At 72.9% G+C, this 16,856-nt stretch carries 15 protein-coding genes and 1 riboswitch; of the genes, 6 read left to right on the top strand and 9 right to left on the bottom strand.

Annotated elements, in window-relative coordinates:
• Positions 1-102: 102 nt before the first annotated feature.
• Positions 103-768: a methyltransferase domain-containing protein gene (locus RT054_RS08015; protein ID WP_312719418.1), complete on the bottom strand. Its 666-nt coding sequence runs from the start codon at positions 766-768 to the stop codon at positions 103-105.
• Positions 769-1,061: 293 nt separating this feature from the next.
• Here RT054_RS08015 and RT054_RS08020 point away from each other — a divergent pair, with 293 nt between their 5' ends.
• Positions 1,062-2,609, top strand: a complete 1,548-nt coding sequence (locus tag RT054_RS08020) for a cytochrome ubiquinol oxidase subunit I (RefSeq protein ID WP_313022976.1) — start codon at positions 1,062-1,064, stop codon at positions 2,607-2,609.
• 15 nt (positions 2,610-2,624) lie between these two features.
• Complete coding sequence (gene cydB, locus RT054_RS08025; protein ID WP_313022977.1) at positions 2,625-3,710, top strand: cytochrome d ubiquinol oxidase subunit II; 1,086 nt, start codon at positions 2,625-2,627, stop codon at positions 3,708-3,710.
• A gap of 58 nt (positions 3,711-3,768) precedes the next feature.
• On the opposite strand, the gene RT054_RS08030 is transcribed toward cydB, so the two are convergent.
• The 4 genes from RT054_RS08030 to RT054_RS08045 all read right to left on the bottom strand — a co-directional run bounded on the left by RT054_RS08030 (position 3,769) and on the right by RT054_RS08045 (position 7,464).
• On the bottom strand, positions 3,769-4,248 hold the full coding sequence (locus RT054_RS08030; protein WP_313022978.1) for an ester cyclase: 480 nt from the start codon (positions 4,246-4,248) through the stop codon (positions 3,769-3,771).
• A gap of 261 nt (positions 4,249-4,509) precedes the next feature.
• Complete coding sequence (locus RT054_RS08035; protein ID WP_313022979.1) at positions 4,510-5,619, bottom strand: FAD-dependent monooxygenase; 1,110 nt, start codon at positions 5,617-5,619, stop codon at positions 4,510-4,512.
• A gap of 7 nt (positions 5,620-5,626) precedes the next feature.
• On the bottom strand, positions 5,627-6,190 hold the full coding sequence (locus RT054_RS08040; protein ID WP_313022981.1) for an isoprenylcysteine carboxyl methyltransferase family protein: 564 nt from the start codon (positions 6,188-6,190) through the stop codon (positions 5,627-5,629).
• Positions 6,187-7,464: a 3-oxoacyl-[acyl-carrier-protein] synthase III C-terminal domain-containing protein gene (locus RT054_RS08045; RefSeq protein ID WP_313022984.1), complete on the bottom strand. Its 1,278-nt coding sequence runs from the start codon at positions 7,462-7,464 to the stop codon at positions 6,187-6,189. The genes RT054_RS08040 and RT054_RS08045 overlap by 4 nt, the downstream gene beginning before the upstream one ends.
• Here RT054_RS08045 and RT054_RS08050 point away from each other — a divergent pair.
• The 3 genes from RT054_RS08050 (at position 7,429) to cydC (ending at position 11,789) form a co-directional block, all read left to right on the top strand.
• Positions 7,429-8,223 (top strand): UbiA family prenyltransferase, encoded by a 795-nt coding sequence (locus tag RT054_RS08050; protein WP_313022985.1) that lies wholly within the window; start codon positions 7,429-7,431, stop codon positions 8,221-8,223. The two genes, RT054_RS08045 and RT054_RS08050, sit on opposite strands and share 36 nt — an antisense overlap.
• A 201-nt stretch (positions 8,224-8,424) precedes the next feature.
• Positions 8,425-10,062: a thiol reductant ABC exporter subunit CydD gene (cydD, locus tag RT054_RS08055; RefSeq protein WP_313022986.1), complete on the top strand. Its 1,638-nt coding sequence runs from the start codon at positions 8,425-8,427 to the stop codon at positions 10,060-10,062.
• Complete coding sequence (cydC, locus tag RT054_RS08060; protein ID WP_313022988.1) at positions 10,059-11,789, top strand: thiol reductant ABC exporter subunit CydC; 1,731 nt, start codon at positions 10,059-10,061, stop codon at positions 11,787-11,789. Before cydD ends, cydC begins: the two co-directional genes overlap by 4 nt.
• A 160-nt stretch (positions 11,790-11,949) precedes the next feature.
• On the opposite strand, the gene RT054_RS08065 is transcribed toward cydC, so the two are convergent.
• The 4 genes from RT054_RS08065 to RT054_RS08080 all read right to left on the bottom strand — a co-directional run bounded on the left by RT054_RS08065 (position 11,950) and on the right by RT054_RS08080 (position 15,996).
• Complete coding sequence (locus RT054_RS08065; RefSeq protein ID WP_312719431.1) at positions 11,950-13,014, bottom strand: hypothetical protein; 1,065 nt, start codon at positions 13,012-13,014, stop codon at positions 11,950-11,952.
• Between the two features lie 210 nt (positions 13,015-13,224).
• Entirely contained in the window at positions 13,225-13,683 is a 459-nt protein-coding gene (locus RT054_RS08070; protein WP_313022990.1) for a MarR family transcriptional regulator, read from the bottom strand.
• Between the two features lie 171 nt (positions 13,684-13,854).
• Entirely contained in the window at positions 13,855-14,442 is a 588-nt protein-coding gene (locus RT054_RS08075; RefSeq protein ID WP_313022992.1) for a rhodanese-like domain-containing protein, read from the bottom strand.
• Between the two features lie 270 nt (positions 14,443-14,712).
• Entirely contained in the window at positions 14,713-15,996 is a 1,284-nt protein-coding gene (locus RT054_RS08080) for an alpha/beta fold hydrolase (RefSeq protein WP_313022995.1), read from the bottom strand.
• Between the two features lie 16 nt (positions 15,997-16,012).
• Positions 16,013-16,239: riboswitch (cobalamin riboswitch) on the top strand.
• 119 nt (positions 16,240-16,358) lie between these two features.
• Here RT054_RS08080 and RT054_RS08085 point away from each other — a divergent pair.
• Positions 16,359-16,775 carry a hypothetical protein gene (locus tag RT054_RS08085; RefSeq protein WP_313022997.1) on the top strand — a complete coding sequence of 139 codons (417 nt, stop codon included), beginning with the start codon at positions 16,359-16,361 and terminating at the stop codon, positions 16,773-16,775.
• The last annotated feature ends 81 nt before the right edge of the window (positions 16,776-16,856 follow it).

A 16,856-nucleotide genomic window follows, 5' to 3' on the forward strand; every position in this document is an offset into this window, starting at 1 on the left:
CCGGATACCACCGCATCACTCCCCGATCCTCTGGTGCGAAGAGCAGCTTTCCGGTGCGCAGTGACTGGACGCACGCGCGTCCTCACGAGGACGGGCCGGTGATCAGCCGAAGGTGACCTCGCCCTTGTGCATGTCGCGGCCCTTGCCGTGGACGAGGAGGTCCCAGGCGTAATGGGTGACGCCCTCCTCGTCCGTGATCTCACGCGCCACACGGCCGGAGCGTTCGAGAACGAGAGCACCCGAGGAGAGGTAGTCCTGCAGGTCCTCCTCGACGTCGGCGGCGGAGTAGAGGACCTCGGGGTCCTGCGGGCCGCCGTACCCCTCGGTGAGATTGGTCGTGTCGTGCGCGAGGATCAGCATGTCCCCGCCCGGGGCGAGGGCGCGGGCGGCGAGACGCAGGGCGTCGCGACGCTCGTAGGAGGGCAGCTGCAGGTAGGAGAGGAGGACCGCGTCGAACGCGGACCGCTCGACCTCCGCCGTGGTCACGTCCTCGACCCGCCAGGTGATGTCGAGGTCGCGCTGCAGCCGCTCGGCGGTCTCCTTGGCGAGATCACGCGCCCGGTCCACCGCGACGGCGGAGAAGTCGATGGCCGTCACCCGCCAGCCCTCCGCGGCGAGCCAGATCGCGTTGCGCCCCTCGCCGCAGCCGAGGTCGAGGACGCTGCCGGGGTTGAGGACACCCAACTCGGAGACCACCCACCTGTTGGGGTCGGTGCCCCAGACCAGACTCTCGGTCGTGTAGCGGGTGTCCCAGTCTGCCGCGTCCATGTGTTCTCCTCCGGTCCGGCTCGGTCGAGAGACATCCTCGCCCATCCCTCCCCGGGCGACCAGCGTTATCGCGATACGTGAACTCCATTGCGGCGCAGAGAAATCGCTTATACATCCCGCGCGCGATGTGCTGAAGGACCTAGGTCCCTACGTACCCGGGGGTAGCGTGCCGATCATTGGGGTGGCGGACGGCACCAGCCGTCCAGTTCGGCCACCCCGGGGAAAGGGCGCCGCGCCGGGGAGTTCCCACTCGCGTCGCAAAGCCGTCCCGGCATGAACCAGAGGGGCTTTGAATGGACGCGCTAGAACTCGCGCGATGGCAATTCGGTGTCACCACCGTGTACCACTTCCTGTTCGTGCCGATCACCATCGGACTGTCGGCGATCGTGGCCGGCTTCCACACCGCATGGGTTCGCACGCACAACCCGCAGATGTACAAGCTGACGCGCTTCTTCGGAAAGCTGTTCGTCATCAACTTCGCGCTCGGCCTGGTCACGGGCATCGTGCAGGAGTTCCAGTTCGGCATGAACTGGTCCGACTACTCGCGCATGGTCGGCGACATCTTCGGCGCGCCGCTCGCACTCGAGGCACTTCTCACCTTCTTCCTGGAGTCGGTGTTCATCGGCCTGTGGATCTTCGGGTGGGGCCGCATCCCCGAGAAGCTCCACGCCACCTCGATGTGGCTCGTCCACATCGGCACGGTGATGAGCGCCTTCTTCATCCTGGCCGCCAACAGCTGGATGCAGAACCCCGTGGGTTACCGCATCAACCCGGAGAACGGTCGCGCCGAACTCACCGATTTTGTGGCGGTGCTCACAAACAAGGTGCAGCTCGTCACATTCCCGCACGTTCTCACCGCCGCCTACATGACCGGTGGGGCGCTCGTCATGGCCGTCTCCCTGTGGCACCTGCGCCGCGGGGCCCGGGACGGCATCGTGCCCGCCGGGGTCGGCTCCCGCGTCGCGGCCCGTGCCGACGGTCGCGTCGAGGCCGACGAGCAGGGCGGCGCCGTGCGCGCCGACGCGCACACCCACATGGCGATGTACCGCAAGGCCGCCCGGGTCGGCGCGATCATCACGCTCGTCTCCTCCCTCGGCGTCGCCATCACCGGCGACCTCCAGGGCAAGGTGATGACCGAGGTCCAGCCCATGAAGATGGCCGCGGCGGAGGGGCTCTACCACACCACCTCGCACGCGCCGTTCTCGATCCTGTCCGTCGGCAACCTCGAGGGCACCGAGGCCAAGCACCTCATCCAGATCCCCGGTCTGCTCAGCTACCTCGGCAAGGGCGACTTCGACGCAGAGATCAAGGGCGTCTACGACCTGCAGAACCAGTACGCGCAGCAGTACGCCGACTCGGCACTCACCCGAGACACCGTCAGGAACTACACGCCGTACGTGCCCGTCGCGTACTGGACGTTCCGCCTCATGATCGGCATCGGCATGCTCGGCGCGCTGTGCTCGATCCTCGTGCTGTGGGCCACCCGCAAGGGTGCGCCGGAGGGCGCACTGCGTCCCGCGTGGTGGCATTGGCTCATCATCGGCTCGCCCCTGTTCCCGCTCATCGGCAACAGCTTCGGCTGGATCTTCACCGAGATGGGCCGGCAGCCGTGGGTCGTCAACGGCGTCATGCTCACGCAGTTCGGCGTCTCCCCCCGCACCAGTGCCGGCGAGGTCCTCACCTCCCTCGTCGTCTACACGCTGCTGTACGGCGCCCTCGCGGTCGTCGAGGTCAAGCTGCTGCTCAAGTACATCAAGCTCGGCGCCGAGGACATCGGCGAACCCACCGAGGCCGTCACCCAGGGTGTCAGCGAGGGTCAGCCCCTCGTCTACACCTACTGAGAGAGGGGGTTCGTCATGGATCTCGCAGTCGTCTGGTTCATCCTCATCGCGGTCCTGTGGATCGGGTACTTCTGCCTCGAAGGCTTCGACTTCGGCGTCGGCATGCTCCTGCCGATCCTCGGCAAGGGCAAGGACGCGGAGGACACCGAGCGTCGTAAGCGCGTCATGCTCGGCACGATCGGCCCCCACTGGGACGGCAACGAGGTGTGGCTCCTCACCGCCGGCGGCGCCACGTTCGCGGCGTTCCGTGAGTGGTACGCCACCCTGTTCGACGGGTTCTACCTCGCGCTGCTGCTCGTCCTCGTCGCCCTCATCGTCCGGGCGCTGGGCTTCGAGTACCGCGGCAAGGGCAGCTCGGCGCAGTGGCGCCGCAACTGGGACCTCGCCATCGTCATCGGCTCGTTCCTGCCCGCCCTGCTGTGGGGCGTCGCGTTCGCGAACATCGTCGCCGGCACCCCGCTCGAGGTCGTCGAGACCACGCTCGGCAGCGGAGTCGAGTTCCAGGGCACGTTGTTCACGCTGCTCAACCCGCATGCCCTGCTCGGTGGGCTGTGCACGCTGTTGCTGTTCCTCACCCACGGCGCGATCTTCATCGCGCTCAAGACCGACGGGGACGTGCGTCACGACGCCCGCGCCCTCGCCGGCAAGGTGGGGATCGCCTCCGCCGCCGTCGCCGTCGTCTGGCTCACCTGGACGAACATCATCACCGGCAACAAGATCGCCGCCTGGGTGGTCACCCTGCTCGCGGCGGTGTCCCTCGTCGCCGGGCTCGTGTTCAACCGCATGGGCCGTGAGGGCTTCGCCTTCCTCGGCACGTTCCTCGCGACCCTCTTCGCGGTGGGCGCGCTGTTCCTCATGCTGTTCCCCGACGTCATGCCCTCGACGCTCGACCCGGCCGCCACGCTCACCACGCTGCGGGACGGCCCGGGGTTCTACGCCGCGAACAGCGATCACACGCTCGGCATCATGACCGTCGTCGCGCTGATCTTCACCCCCATCGTCATCGGCTACCAGGCCTGGACGTACTGGGTCTTCCGCCGCCGCCTCACGACGTCGCACATCCCCGACGTCGCCGGGGTGCGGGAGCGCGTCCACAGCTGACCCGCTCACGGCACTCACGACGACGGCCTCCGCCTGCGCGGGGGCCGTCGTCGTCACGTCAGGCGTTCGTGTAGGTGAGGCACTCCTCGACGGGCCAGCCGAGCTGCTCCCACATCGGGAGTTTGTTCCACTCCTTGACGAACTCGACGAGCTTGCCGTTCTCGCACCGGAACAGCGCGGACGCCGTCCACGTGGCCTGCTTGCCGGTGGGCTGGATGTCACCGTGCGGGGCGCCCTTGTGGGTGCCCGTCGCGGTGTAACGGAACGCGACGCGGTCGCCCTGGACCATCTCGATGTCGAAGCTCACGAAGTGCAGGTCGTCGAGCTTCGTCATGAGTTCGCCGTGGGCGTCGGCGTACTGCTCGAGGGTGTCGGTGCCGGGGAACGTCGTCGGGCCGACGAACGAGTTGTCGGCGGCGCAGAGGTGCGCGACGTTCTCACCGCTGCCGAGGCCAGGGGTGTAGGCGATGCGCATGTATTCGTGCGCGAGTTCGAGGTTGGCCTTCTCCTCGGCGGAGAGGGCGGACACGTCGACCATGGGGGCTCCTGCTTCGTTGACGTGGGTCGGTCCCATGCCGGGACCGGCCCTGCTTGCGCAGCGTCCCGAGGACGCCGCGGGCCCAGGAGCGCCCGGCGGCCGCGAACGACGCGGCACACCGCTGCTGACGATGACGGGCCATGGGGGAGAACGTCGTTCGGGGCCGCCGATCCTCCCGATCCCGGGTGAGTCATCCGTCACCGCCCGGGAGCACACCACGAGACCGGAATCGGGTGTATCGGGCGAAAGGTACCGTCGGGGTCAGGACCCCGCGGCCGAGACGTGGGCGACCGCGGAGGTGAACACCCGGGGGGCCCGGGTCGCCGCGGTGACGACGTGCCGCCGGAGGCCGGGCACGCGGGTCACCGCGACGAGCGCGGCCGTGGGGAGGTTGGCGGGCAGCGAGACCTGCCACCACGCGCGTTCGTACCGGGACGGGCGGTCGGCGGCGACGGCGGCCACGGCCGCCTCCGCCTGGGCGAACCCGAGCGCGAGGCCCTCGCCGGTGAGGGCGTCGACGTACCCGGCCGCGTCACCGACGAGCAACACCCGACCGGCCACCCGCGCTCGGGAGCGCCGAGCGAAGGGCCCCGCGCCGAGGACCCGGTCATCGGGCTCGGCCACGGCGAGCCGGTCCGCGAGCGCCGGGAACCCGGTGAGGTGCTGCTCGAACGACCCCACCCGGGCCGTGAGCACGGCGACACCCACGAGGCCCGGCGCGACGGGCGTGACGTACGCCTCCCCCGGGTCACCCCAGTGGACCTCGACGTCCTCGCCCCACGGGGCGAGGCGGTAGTGACGCCGGAGTCCGCGCCGTGCCCACGGCGGCGAAGGGACGTCCAGTCCCAGGGCGCGACGTTGTGGCGAGTGCAACCCGTCCGCCGCGATCACGTACCTCGCGTGAAGCTCGGCACCGGCCGGGCCACCACCGGCGGCCGTGTCGGCCTCGCAGCCGGGCGGACAGGGCGCCCGCGTCGACCCGCGACCGGGGCGCAGGATCACCCGATCCGCCCCCTGCACCGCCGGGGCGGCGGCCCAGGGATGGACAGGAATCCCCGCCTCCGCCGCGGCAGCGGTGAGTGCGGCGTGGAGGGTCGTGCGACGCACCCCGCGTCCCGGCGTCGGCAGGACGGCACGGGCTTCGTGACCACGGTCGTCGCGGTACCGGATGCCACGGATCGGCAGGCCCTGGGGATCGACGCCGAGGCGCCGCAGGGCCGCGAGACCGGCCGGCATGAGTCCCTCGCCGCACGCCTTGTCGATGGGGGCGGGGCGGGGTTCGACGACGGCCACCGCCAACCCACGTCGGCGAGCCGCCAGCGCGGCGACGAGTCCGACGGGCCCGCCGCCCACGACGGCGAGGTCGAGCATCACCCCCTCACCCCGGCGGTGAGGTCGGGGCGCCGGATGCGGCCGACGCGCTCGTGGACGACGCCTCGGCGAGCGCGGCGTTCTCCACCCTGATCCGCACGATGAGCAGCGCGGCGTTGAGCACGGTGAAGACGAGCGCCGTCACCCACGCCCCGTGGACGAGCGGCAGGGCGATGCCCTCGAGCACGACCGCGACGTAGTTGGGGTGGGAGAGGAAGCGGTACGGCCCGCCGGTGACGAGGGGAAGGCCGGGCACGACGATGACGCGGGTGTTCCAGCGCGGCCCGAGGGTCGCGATGCACCACCACCGCAACGCCTGCGTCGCCACGGCGAGGGCGAGCATCGCCCACCCCCACGCGGGGAAGTCACGTCCACCCCACCACACCTCGATGAGCGCCCCGACGAGGAAGCCGGAGTGCAGAACGACCATGACGGGGTAGTGGGACCGGCCGTACTCGCGCCCGCCCCGATCGAACGCCCACGCGGCGTGGCGTCGGGAGACGACGAGTTCGGCGAGGCGCTCGAGGACGACGAGACCGATGAGGACGGTGAACCACGCGGCGCTGCTCATGCCTGCAGCAGGACCATCTCGGAGCAGAATCCCGGCCCCATCGCGAGCATCATGCCGAGGCTGCCCGGCGCAGGTGGGCGACCGGCGAGCGTGTCGGCGAGGACGTGCAGCACCGACGCCGAGGACAGGTTGCCGATCGTCGCGAGGGAGTCCCACGTGACCCCGAGGGCGTCCCGCTCGATCTGCATCGCTGCGGCGAGGGCCTCGAGGACCTTCGGACCGCCGGGGTGCGCGACCCACCACGTGATGTCGTCACGGCCGAGGCCGTGGGACGCGAGGAATCCGTCGACGTCGTCGCGGAGGTGCGTCTCGACGAGGCCGGGGACCTCGACGCCGAGGACGATCCGGAGGCCGGTCGTGCCGACGTCCCACCCCATCGCCCGTTCGGTGTCGGGGTACAGGCGGCTCCGGGTCGCGAGGACCCGGGGGGTGACCGCGTGCTCGGCCACGGTCACGGCGCGCCCGCGGGACCCGGGCGACGTCGCGGAGGCGAACGCGCCGGTCGCCGACACGGCCACCTCCGAGGCGTCCGGAGGAGCCCCGTTCGGCAGGGCGTCGTTCGTCGAGGGGCCCACGTCCGCCCCACCGACGGCGCGGGCAGTGAGGGGGTGTTCGGCGCCGGTGAGGACGACGGCGGCGGCGCCGTCGCCGAACAGGCCGCTCGCGACGAGGTTGGCGGTGCTCGTGTCGTCGGCCTGGAGGGTGAGGCTGCACATCTCGGCCGCGACGAGGACGGCGACGTCGCGCGGATGGCCGAGGAGGTGGTCGTGCACCCGGGCGATGCCGGCGGCCCCGGCGACGCAGCCGAGTCCCACGACGGGCAGGCGCTTGACGTCGGGCCTCAATCCGACCCGGGCGGCGATGCGTGCGTCGAGGGAGGGGACCGCGAGGCCCGTGACGGTCGCGGTGACGACGAGATCGACGTCCTCGGGTGTGAGACCGGCGGCGTCGAGGGCCTCGACGAGGGCCTGGGAGCCGAGCTCGACGGCGGCCTCGATGAACGCCCCGTTCGCGGCCGTGAACCCGCCGAGGTCGGCGTACCGCTCCAAGGGGAGGGCGAGGTGGCGGCGTTCGACGCCGGCGTTGCGGTGGAAGCGGCGCAGGAGGAGTTCGTCGGTGCCTCGGGCACCGACGAGGTGGGTGAGGGCGTCGGTGATCTCGTCCTGCTCGTAGCGGTGCGGCGGCAGCACCCCTCGCGCGGCGGCGATGAGGGAACCACGCGTGCGTAGGCTCGCGACGTGTCCACCCTCGTCGCGCTGGTCAGGGCCTGCCACCCGGGACCCACGGTCGTCGTCACCGCGCTGGCCGCCGGCCTCGGGGGGCGCGCCGGGCTCGAGCCGCTCACCCTGGCGCTGGTCGTGGCGGCGGTGTTCTGCGGGCAGCTGACCATCGGCTGGGGCAACGACCTGCTCGACGCCGGCCGTGACCGCGCCGCGGGCCGCGCCGACAAGCCCCTCGCCGACGGCGCCCTCTCCCCTGCCGTGGTCGCCACGGCCATCGCCGTCGCGGGCGTGGGCACTCTCGTCCTGTCGATGCTGCTGGGACTGCCTGCCGCGGTCGTCCATGTCGTCCTCGTGGTGGGGTCGGGCTGGGCGTACGACCTCGTTCTCAAGCGCACCCTGGTGTCGTTCGTGCCGTACGCGATCGCGTTCGGCGCGCTCCCGACCGTGCCCACCCTAGCGGCGACTCCCCCGACCCTGCCTCCGCTGTGGATGCTCTGGGCGGGAGCATTGCTCGGTGTCGGGGCGCATGCGGTCAACGTGTTGCCCGATCTCGCCGACGACGCCGCCACCGGTGTCCGCGGTCTCCCCCATGCCCTCGGCGAGCGGGGGGCGCGTCTGCTCGCCGCGGTGAGCCTGTTCGGCGGGTGTCTCGCCGCAGCCGTCGGGGGGATGACGCCGGCCGCAGGCCTGGTCGTCGGCCTGCTGGGTGCCGCGCTCAGCGCCCTCACCCTCTTCGGCTCGGGCCGCACCCCGTTCCGCGCCGCCATGGCGCTCGCCGCTCTCGTCGTCCTCGCGCTGCTCACGGCATGAGCACCTCACGCACCGCGGCACCGGCCCGGCGGCGGGGGGCAGGAGGAGGCCGACGTCGGCTCCCCCGCGGCTCGGGGTTCTTTCTCGTCCACCCGAGGGGGACGCTCCTGCCGACCCCGCCGCCGACGCCACCGCCGGCGGGGTTCGCCTGGGGCGCAACGGCTCTGACGAGACGATGACGACCCGTGATGAACTGAGGACATGAGGCCCTTCGACCAGCGACTTCTCCGGCTCGCCCCCGGCGCCCGGCCGGGCATCGTCGGGCTCGCGGTGCTGGGCACGATCACCGGGCTCGCGGCCATCGCGCAGGCACTGGCCGTCGCCCACCTCGTGTTTGTCCTCGTGCGCGCCCAACCCCTGGAGACGGCCGCGGTGTGGGCGCTCAGCGCCTTCGCGGTGCGGGGCCTCGCCCAGGCCGCCACCGAGATCCTCGCCGCGCGCACGGGGGTCGCGGTGTCGACCGAGCTGCGGCGTCGCCTCGCCGACCGCGTGCTGGCCGGCGGCCTCGAGACACGCCGCGACGGCACCGCTGCGCTCACCCTCATGACCCAGGGCACGACGGCGGTCGAACCCTACGTCGCGCGGTATCTGCCGGCGTTCGTCTCGGCCACGGTGCTGCCGGTCGCCGCCGTCCTCGCGATGGCCGTCCTCGACTGGCGGGTCGCCCTCATCCCCGTCCTCACCCTGCCGCTGCTGCCGCTGTTCGCCGCGCTCATCGGCCACGCGACGCGTGAGGCCACCGACCGTCGGTGGGCGGCGTTGTCGCAGCTCGCGGTCCACTTCCTCGACGTGATGAAGGGCCTGCCGACCCTCGTCGGGTACTCCCGCGCGCATCGGCAGTCGGCGACGATCCGGGCCGTGAGCGACGACCATCGACGCGCCACGGTCGAGACCCTCCGCATCGCGTTCCTCAGCTCCGCGGCCCTGGAGTTCCTCGCGACGATCAGTGTCGCGATCGTCGCGGTGTTCGCGGGGGTCGCCCTCGCCGAGGGGCACATGGAGCTCGAGGTCGCCCTCGCCCTCATCCTCCTCGCGCCCGAGGCCTACTGGCCGATCCGCCGGGTCGGGGCCGAGTTCCACAACGCCGCCGACGGCGCCGCGGCCCTCGACGAGATCGCCGCCGTCCTCGACGGGGCCTCCGCCGACGCCCCAGCCGACACCCCCGCCGACCCGGCGCGCGCGGGTCGCGAGCCCGGGCCGAGCACAGCTCACGGGGAGGGCACGGTGGTGGTGCGGGACGTCTCGTTCCGCTACGACCCCGACCTGCCCGACGTCCTCCGCGGCGTGAGCACGCGGATCGGCCCCGGCCTCACCGTGCTCGTCGGCCCCTCGGGGGTCGGCAAGACGACGCTGCTCGAACTGCTCGCCGGCCTGCGCACCCCGACGAGCGGGACCGTCAGCGCACCCCGCGTGCACCTCGTCACCCAGCGCCCCTTCCTCGCGCCGGCGGCCATGCGCGACAACCTGCGCCTCGGCGCGGCGGGCGACCCGAGCGACGCCGATCTCCGTGCCGCGCTGGACACCGTCGGCCTCGATGACCTGCTCGCCCGCCTCCCCCGCGGGCTCGACACCCTCCTCGGTGACGACGGCTTCGGCCTCTCCGCAGGTCAGCGTGCCCGGTTCGCCCTCGCCCGTGCGCTGTTGAGCGACGCCCCGGTCGTCCTCCTCGACGAACCCACCGCCCACCTCGACCCCGAGACCGAGCAACGCATCGGTGCCGTGATCCGTCGCCTCGCCGACGACCGGACCGTCGTCGCCGTCACGCACCGCAGCCACCTGCTCGACCTCGCCGACGACCGGCTCGACCTCACCCCCGCCTCGATCGGAGACGCGCGATGACGCGCCACGGCTCCTCCGCCGCGACGTCGGAGACCGCGACCACCACCGCCCCGGAGGCCGACGCCCCGCACGAGACGTCACCGTCGTCGACGTCGTGGCGTCCCCGTCGCCTCGTCCCCGGGATCCTCCCGGCCGCGGTCGTCGGCGGGCTGGCGCTCACCTCGGGGGTCGCGCTCACCGCGACGTCGGGATGGCTCATCACGGCCGCCTCGTTCCGACCGCAGATCCTCACGCTCCTCGCGGTCATCGTCGCCGTCCGTGCGTTCGGCATCGCCCGGCCGGTGCTCCGCTACGTCGAGCGGGTGGCCTCGCACGACGCCGCCCTCGCCGCCCTCGCGGAGGACCGTGGCCGCGTCTACGACCGCCTCGTCCCGCTCACCCCGGCGCGCCTCGGCGCCCGTGGCCGGGGCGACGTCCTCACCGGGGTCGTCGACGACCTCGACGACGTCGCGTACGCCCAGGTCAGAGTCGTCGTCCCGTTCGTCGCGCTCGGCATCACCGGGCTGGCCGCCGTGCTCATCGACGCGGTGTTCCTCCTCCCGGCCGTGCCCGTCATCGTGTCGACGATCGTCGTCACGCTCCTCGTCGGCGCGCTGGACTGGTGGATCGAACACCGCACCCAGGACGCCGTGGTCACGGCCCGAGCCCGCGTCGCCGACGTCGCCGCGACCCTCGCCCGCGACGGCGCCGAGCTCGCCGCGATCGGCGCGCACGCCGGGGCCGCGACCTGGTTGGACGAGGCACAACGCGGCCTCTCCCGGGCCGTCCGGGCCCAGGCGTGGGGTCGGGCCGTCGGCGTCGGACTCATGCCGCTCGTCGCGGTCGGGCACGCGGTGTGGATGGCCTTCCTCGTCGAGCCGTGGGTGCAGGTCGGGTTCCGCACCCCGCTTGCGGCCCTGCTCGTCCTCACCCCCATCGCCCTGGGCGAGGTCATCGGCGCGATCCCCGACGCGGTCGGCTCCCTCGCCCGGGCGCAGGGGGCCTCGGCACGGCTGCGCGCTCTGCTCGGTCAGCCCCCCGCCGCGGCCCACTCCGACGCGCCCCCGAACCCGGACGCTCCCGACCCCGGCCCCCACCCGACGGTGAACGCCCGCGGGCTGGGCGCCTCCTGGGACGGTCACCGACCCGCGCTCACCGGCGCCGACCTCGACGTCGCCCCCGGGGAGGTCGTCGGGATCGTCGGGCCGAACGGGTCGGGCAAGTCGACGCTGCTCGCGACGCTCGCGCGCCACCTCGACCCGACGCACGGCACCTATCACCTCGGTGAGGTCGACGCCCTCGCGCAGACCCCCGCCGACGTCCGCACCCACCTCGCGATCGTCGACGACGAGGTCCACGTCTTCGCCTCCTCGCTGCGCGAGAACCTGCGACTCGCCCGGCCGGACGCGACCGACGACGAGATCCACGCCGCCCTCGACCTCGCCGGCCTCGGCGACCTCGTCGCGGCGTTCCCCGACGGCCTCGACGAGCGACTCGGATCGGGCGGGCGGGGCCTGTCCGGCGGAGAACGCGCCCGGCTCGGCATCGCCCGCGCGCTGCTCTCGGAGCGCCCCGTCATGCTCCTCGACGAACCGGTCGCGCACCTCGATCACCCCACCGCCGTCGCCGTCCTCGGCGACCTCGTGACGGCGGCCCGCGACCGCGGCGTCGTCCTCGTCACCCACCGGACCGAGGGCCTCGCCGACGCGACCCGCGTCGTCGCCCTCGAGGCCGCACCCGGTCGCTGAGCGTCCGTCACCCCCGTGCTCACGCGGTCGCGAGCCCGAGGGTGACGGCGTTCCCTGCGCACCCAGCGCGCGGGGTGCACGCGGGACATCGTGGGTCGGGACGAGACACCGTGAGTGGGGCGCCTCGGCGGCGCAGCGGTGGGCCGGCGCCGCGACACGCTCAGACCGCCACGTCCTCCTCGAGCTCGAGGGCGAGGGCCTCCTCGTCGCTGAGACCCTCGCGACCGATCCGACGGAGGGTCTCGCGGAGGCGTTCGTGATCGTCTGCGGTCCGCTCGGCGAGTTCGCGACGGAAGTGGATGTGGTGCGAGAGCGCGAGGCAGCCGCACGCGGCGAGGAACCACCCGGTGAGCACCCCGACGCCGTGCGAGACCGTCGCGTGGGGGAAGTAGACGATGTGCCGCATCACGTCGAGGAAACCGCCACCGATCCAGAAGGCGTGGAGCCACCCGAAGAATCCGGGCTGCATCTCGGCGGCGAGGACACCGCCGGAGGAGGTGAAGTTGAGCCCGACGAACACCGCCGAGAACAACAGGGTGCTGAACCGGCCGACGAGGGTGTGCAGCCCCACGCCGATACCGAGCACGATGAGGCAGTAGAGGAACGAGAGTGCCCACACGGGGCCGCCGTGCCCGGCGAACATGTCGTAGAGCACCATCGCGACCGCGAGTTGGGCCGTGGCGATGACGGCGGCGGCGGCGACGAGGAGGCCGAGGCGCTCACGGAAGCGGCGAGTCGCCCCGGCCGCGCCGATCGCGATGGCGGTCGCGTAGGAGGCCACCGAGAGGGTGACGAGGAAGAAGAACGCGTTCTGGCCGAGCGGATCCTCACTGGTCAGGGGGGCGACGTCGGAGACCGTGAGGGGTTTGTCCTGCGCGGCGGCGACCTTCGTGAACACCTCCTGCACCGCCTGGGCGGTCGAGGGGGCGGCGGCGCTCGCCGCGAGGAGCGTCGGATGCGAGCGGGACGGCACGAAGGCCCCTGCGAGGTGGAGCGAGGAGAGCTCGTCCGTCGCGGCCTCCCGGCTCGGCACGGTGCGGACGTCGAGCATGTCACCGGTGGCGCTCTGGATCCGCGCGGCGATCGGCCCCGCAGTCGCGGCATTGCCGACGACCGCGACCGGGATCCCGTGCGGGTCGGGCTTGTGGAAGCCGCCGAGGTAGGCCAGCGCCATGATCAGGCCCATGAGGATGGGCGGCACGATGTGCGAGACGACGGTTCTCATCGGGACCGGTTGGGGAGCGGCACGGCGCATGGGGGGGCCTTTCGGTCGGACGGGGTACGCGACACCGCACGGCCTGGCGCGACGAGACGACCGTGACGGCGGTGTCGACGTGTCGACCGCGAGGCGACGGCAGCCCGGCCGGGGTGACGCGGCACGCGCCGGGACCGGCCCGACGCGTCGATCAGGCTACCTCATCAGTTTATCTGATTATCAGGTGCCCTGATCGCCTGAGGGCGCGTCGTCGACGACCCGCCGCAGGAGGACGATGGCCTCCCCGAGGGCGGCGCGCTCCGTCGCGGTGAGGGTCTCCTCGAGGCGGACCTGCAGCCAGTCGGCCCGCGTCGCCCGGACCTGCCCGAGGGCCGCGCGGCCCTCGGTCGTGAGTCGCAGCTCTCGCCGGCGCGCGTCCTCCTGTCCGACTCGCGACTCGAGGAGCCCCTGCCGGCGCATCGCCGCGACGGTCGCGTTCATCGACTGGGGCCGCACGAACTCGGCGCGGGCGAGCTCGGCGCTCGTGAGGCCGGGCGCGCTGTCGAGCCGGCGCAGGACGGCCTGCTGGGCGAGAGGGACGTCGGTCACGCCCTCGGACTCCTGTCGCAGGCGCCTGGTCGCATCCCAAACGACGCCGCGGATGGCCTCGGACAGGGCGGCGGTGTCGTCGGTGGGCACGCTCCCATCGTAGGAGCGGGCGCCCACCGCGGCCGACGCCGCGCACGTGGGCCACTCGGGGATGAGGGCGGCAGGTCGTCGGCGCACACCCCCTGAGCAGAGACGGCCGCGCACCCCATTCGGGATGCGCGGCCGTCGATCGGGTCGGCCGTGCGTGGCCGACCACGGGAGTCAGTGGGACGCGGCGCCCTGGGCCAGCTCGCGGGTCACCGACTCGACCGTGGGGGCCTCGTCGCGCTGGTTCCACGGCATCTTCTCGAGGACCTTCGACATCCCGCAGGTGTCGGAGAGCCCGGCGAACAGCAGCCCGGCGCCGATGCCGCCGGAGAGCCACTTCGCCCTGGGCGCGACGGTGCTCGCGAGGACACCGGTGAGCGCGAGCGCGCCGGCGACCGTGCGGACCTGCCGCTCCATCGCCCAGGGGCCGCCCTCCCCCTGCTCGACCGGCAGCCCGGCCTTGTCCCAGTCGGTCATGCCGCCGACCAGCACGTGCCCGCGGCCCCCGATCGTCGGGGCGAGCAGGCGGGCCGCCTCGTGGGCGCGGCGGTCGGTACGGCAGACGAGGAGCACCTCGCCCTCGAGCTGCGATCCGATCTCCGCCGCGGATCGCTCGATGAGGTCCACCGGCACGTTGAGCGCGCCGTCGATGTGCGTCCCGGCGAACTCGGCGGGCGTGCGCACGTCGAGGACGACCGGGGCGTCGGCGTCGCCGAGCCACGCGCGGGCCTCGGCGACGGAGAGGTCGGTGGGTCGGGTCATGGGGTTCTCCTTGGGGTCGGCAGGACGGAACGGGGACGGGCGTGCGTGGGGCGATCCGACGATCCTCACAGCCGCGAGGCCGGGAGGCCTGCCGCCGAGAAGCGCCGCAGGAGTAGTGAGCCGGCCGTCGGTGCCGTCGGGGCGGTCGGAACGGGCGCGGCCGACGACGTCAGCCACCGAGGGCGAACGACGTCGCGAGCCGGCCGACCTCAACATACCCCGATGGGTATGTGCCTCTCGTCGCGCCCCCCGGTCGTCGCCCGCGTGACGTCAGCGCGCGCGATCCGTCGCGAGGGCGATGAGGCGGTCGAGCACCGCGCCACCCCCGGCGCGCAGGCCGTCGTGCTCGTACTCGTCGGTGATCCACGTGTGCATGCGGGGCAGGAGGTCGGCGGTCTCGACGCTGAACGTGGGGTCGACGTAGGCGTCGCGGGCGTAGATCGCCGCCGCGCAAGGGACGTCGGCGTTCGCGAGCGCGTCGGCGTCGTAGAGGCGCGGCCACTCGACCTGCGCCATCGCCTCGGCGAGCTCGGCGTACGGCCGCAGCTCGCTGCTCACCTCGAAGTGCCAGGGGTACACGTGTTCACCGGTGAGGAGGGTGTCGTCGGCGAGGAACGCCTCGGGGTAGGTGCGCGCCGCCGACCAGCGCGTGGATCCGCCGTCGGCGTAACAGGACTCGTGGACGACCGAGTACAGCGGGTTGCGACCCCCGAACGGCAGCAGCGAGGCGAGGTCGTGGCGGAACCACGGGGCCCGCACGTCGCCCTCGAGGAGGTGGGCGAGGGAGGCCGCCCCCGTCGACCCACCGAGCAGGTGCCCGAGGGTGCGGAACCACGGCGGCGTGACGACGTCGCCGTTCGGCAGCCGCACCCGGCCCTCCTCGCAGGCGGCGAGGACGGCCCGCATCCGCTCCCTGCTGCCCGGGTAGCGGCGGTAGAAACGCTCGGACTTCGCCGCCAACGCCTCGTACGTCCGGGCGTACACCTCGTCGACTCCCCGCCCGACGGGCGGCAGGCCACCGGTGAAGTACACCTCCGACAGGCGGTCGGCGTGCCGGGAGAGGTACGCGAGCGCCGTGAACCCACCGAAGCTCTGCCCGAGCAGGCTCCACCGCTCCACCCCGAGGTGCTCGCGCAGGAGTTCGGCGTCGGCGACGATCGCGTCGGCGCGGTGGTGGGTGAGGCGCTCGGCGAGGGTGGCGGTGTCGACGGGGTTCCCGTCGTGACCCGAGTCGCCGGTCGCGTCGGCCCGGAGGTCGGCCTCGCCGAACGGCGTCGAGCGTCCGGTGCCCCGCTGGTCGAGCATGAGGACGCGGTAGTCCTTCAACGCCCGCTCGAGCCACCCCGGGGCCCACGGCACCCCGCTCGGACGCGGGGCCTCACCACCGGGACCGCCCTGCAGGTAGACGAGGTACGGACGGTCCGGACCGTCGGGTGCCGCCACCTCCCGTGCGTACACCGTGAGGCTCCCCCGTGAGGGGTCCCCGTGCACGAGCGGCACCTCGATCTCGTGCTCGCGCGTACGGATTCCGGGCAGGGAGAGGTAGTCGCTCATGCCTCCACGGTAGGCGCGCTACGGTGGCGGTGCTGGTCCTCCCGGTCCATCCGGGAGGGGAAAGAGGGAACCCGGTGGGAATCCGGGACTGCCCCGCAGCGGTGAGTGGGAACGACACCGGCAGACGCACTGGGACGACCACCTGGGAAGCGCCGGTGAAGGACACCGCGGCCTCGCGCCGCGGGGGGCACCACGCCCCGGCGCCCACGAGTCCGAAGACCTGCCAGTGCACCGCACGCCGTGCGGTGCGCCCGTGTCCCACGCCCCGAGGGAGGGCGAGGACACCCCCTCGGGTGGGTTCTCTCGTCCGCGGCGGCGTCCTCGGCCACCCCGCGGGGCCTCATCGCCGGGAGGTCATCTCCGTGAACACCCTGTCCCTGCCCGCCCGCCACGGCGTGCGGTTCGTGCTCTACCCCGGGCACAGCGCCCTCCACATCACCGACCAGCTCACCCACCTCGAGCTCGTCGACGCCCGCGTCCCCGCCACCGGGTCCGCGACACCGCCGGACACCCAGACCTGGCTGGTCTCCTGCGTCGAGAAGCCCGGATTCCGACTCCTCACGATGAGCGAGGACGGCCTGCTCGTCGGGTTCGCCGCCGGCTCGGCCCACGACGGACGCATCACCCTCGACCAGGTCGTCGTCGCCACCCACGCCCGCGCCCGACACCCCGAGATGACCGAGGAACTCATCGAGGCCTTCGTCGACAGCGCGGACCTTCCGTGGGCGCAGGTCGAGGTCCGCGTCCCCGGTCTCGAGCAGTCCGGCCGAGCAGGCTGACCGAGTTCGGCCGAACCCGACCGCTTCCCGTCCCGCCCTCCGCGCCGTCCGCCCACCCGGGCCGACACGCGGGTGGGGCGG

It is taken from the genome of Mobilicoccus sp. (assembly GCF_032060985.1).
GTDB lineage: Bacteria > Actinomycetota > Actinomycetes > Actinomycetales > Dermatophilaceae > Mobilicoccus.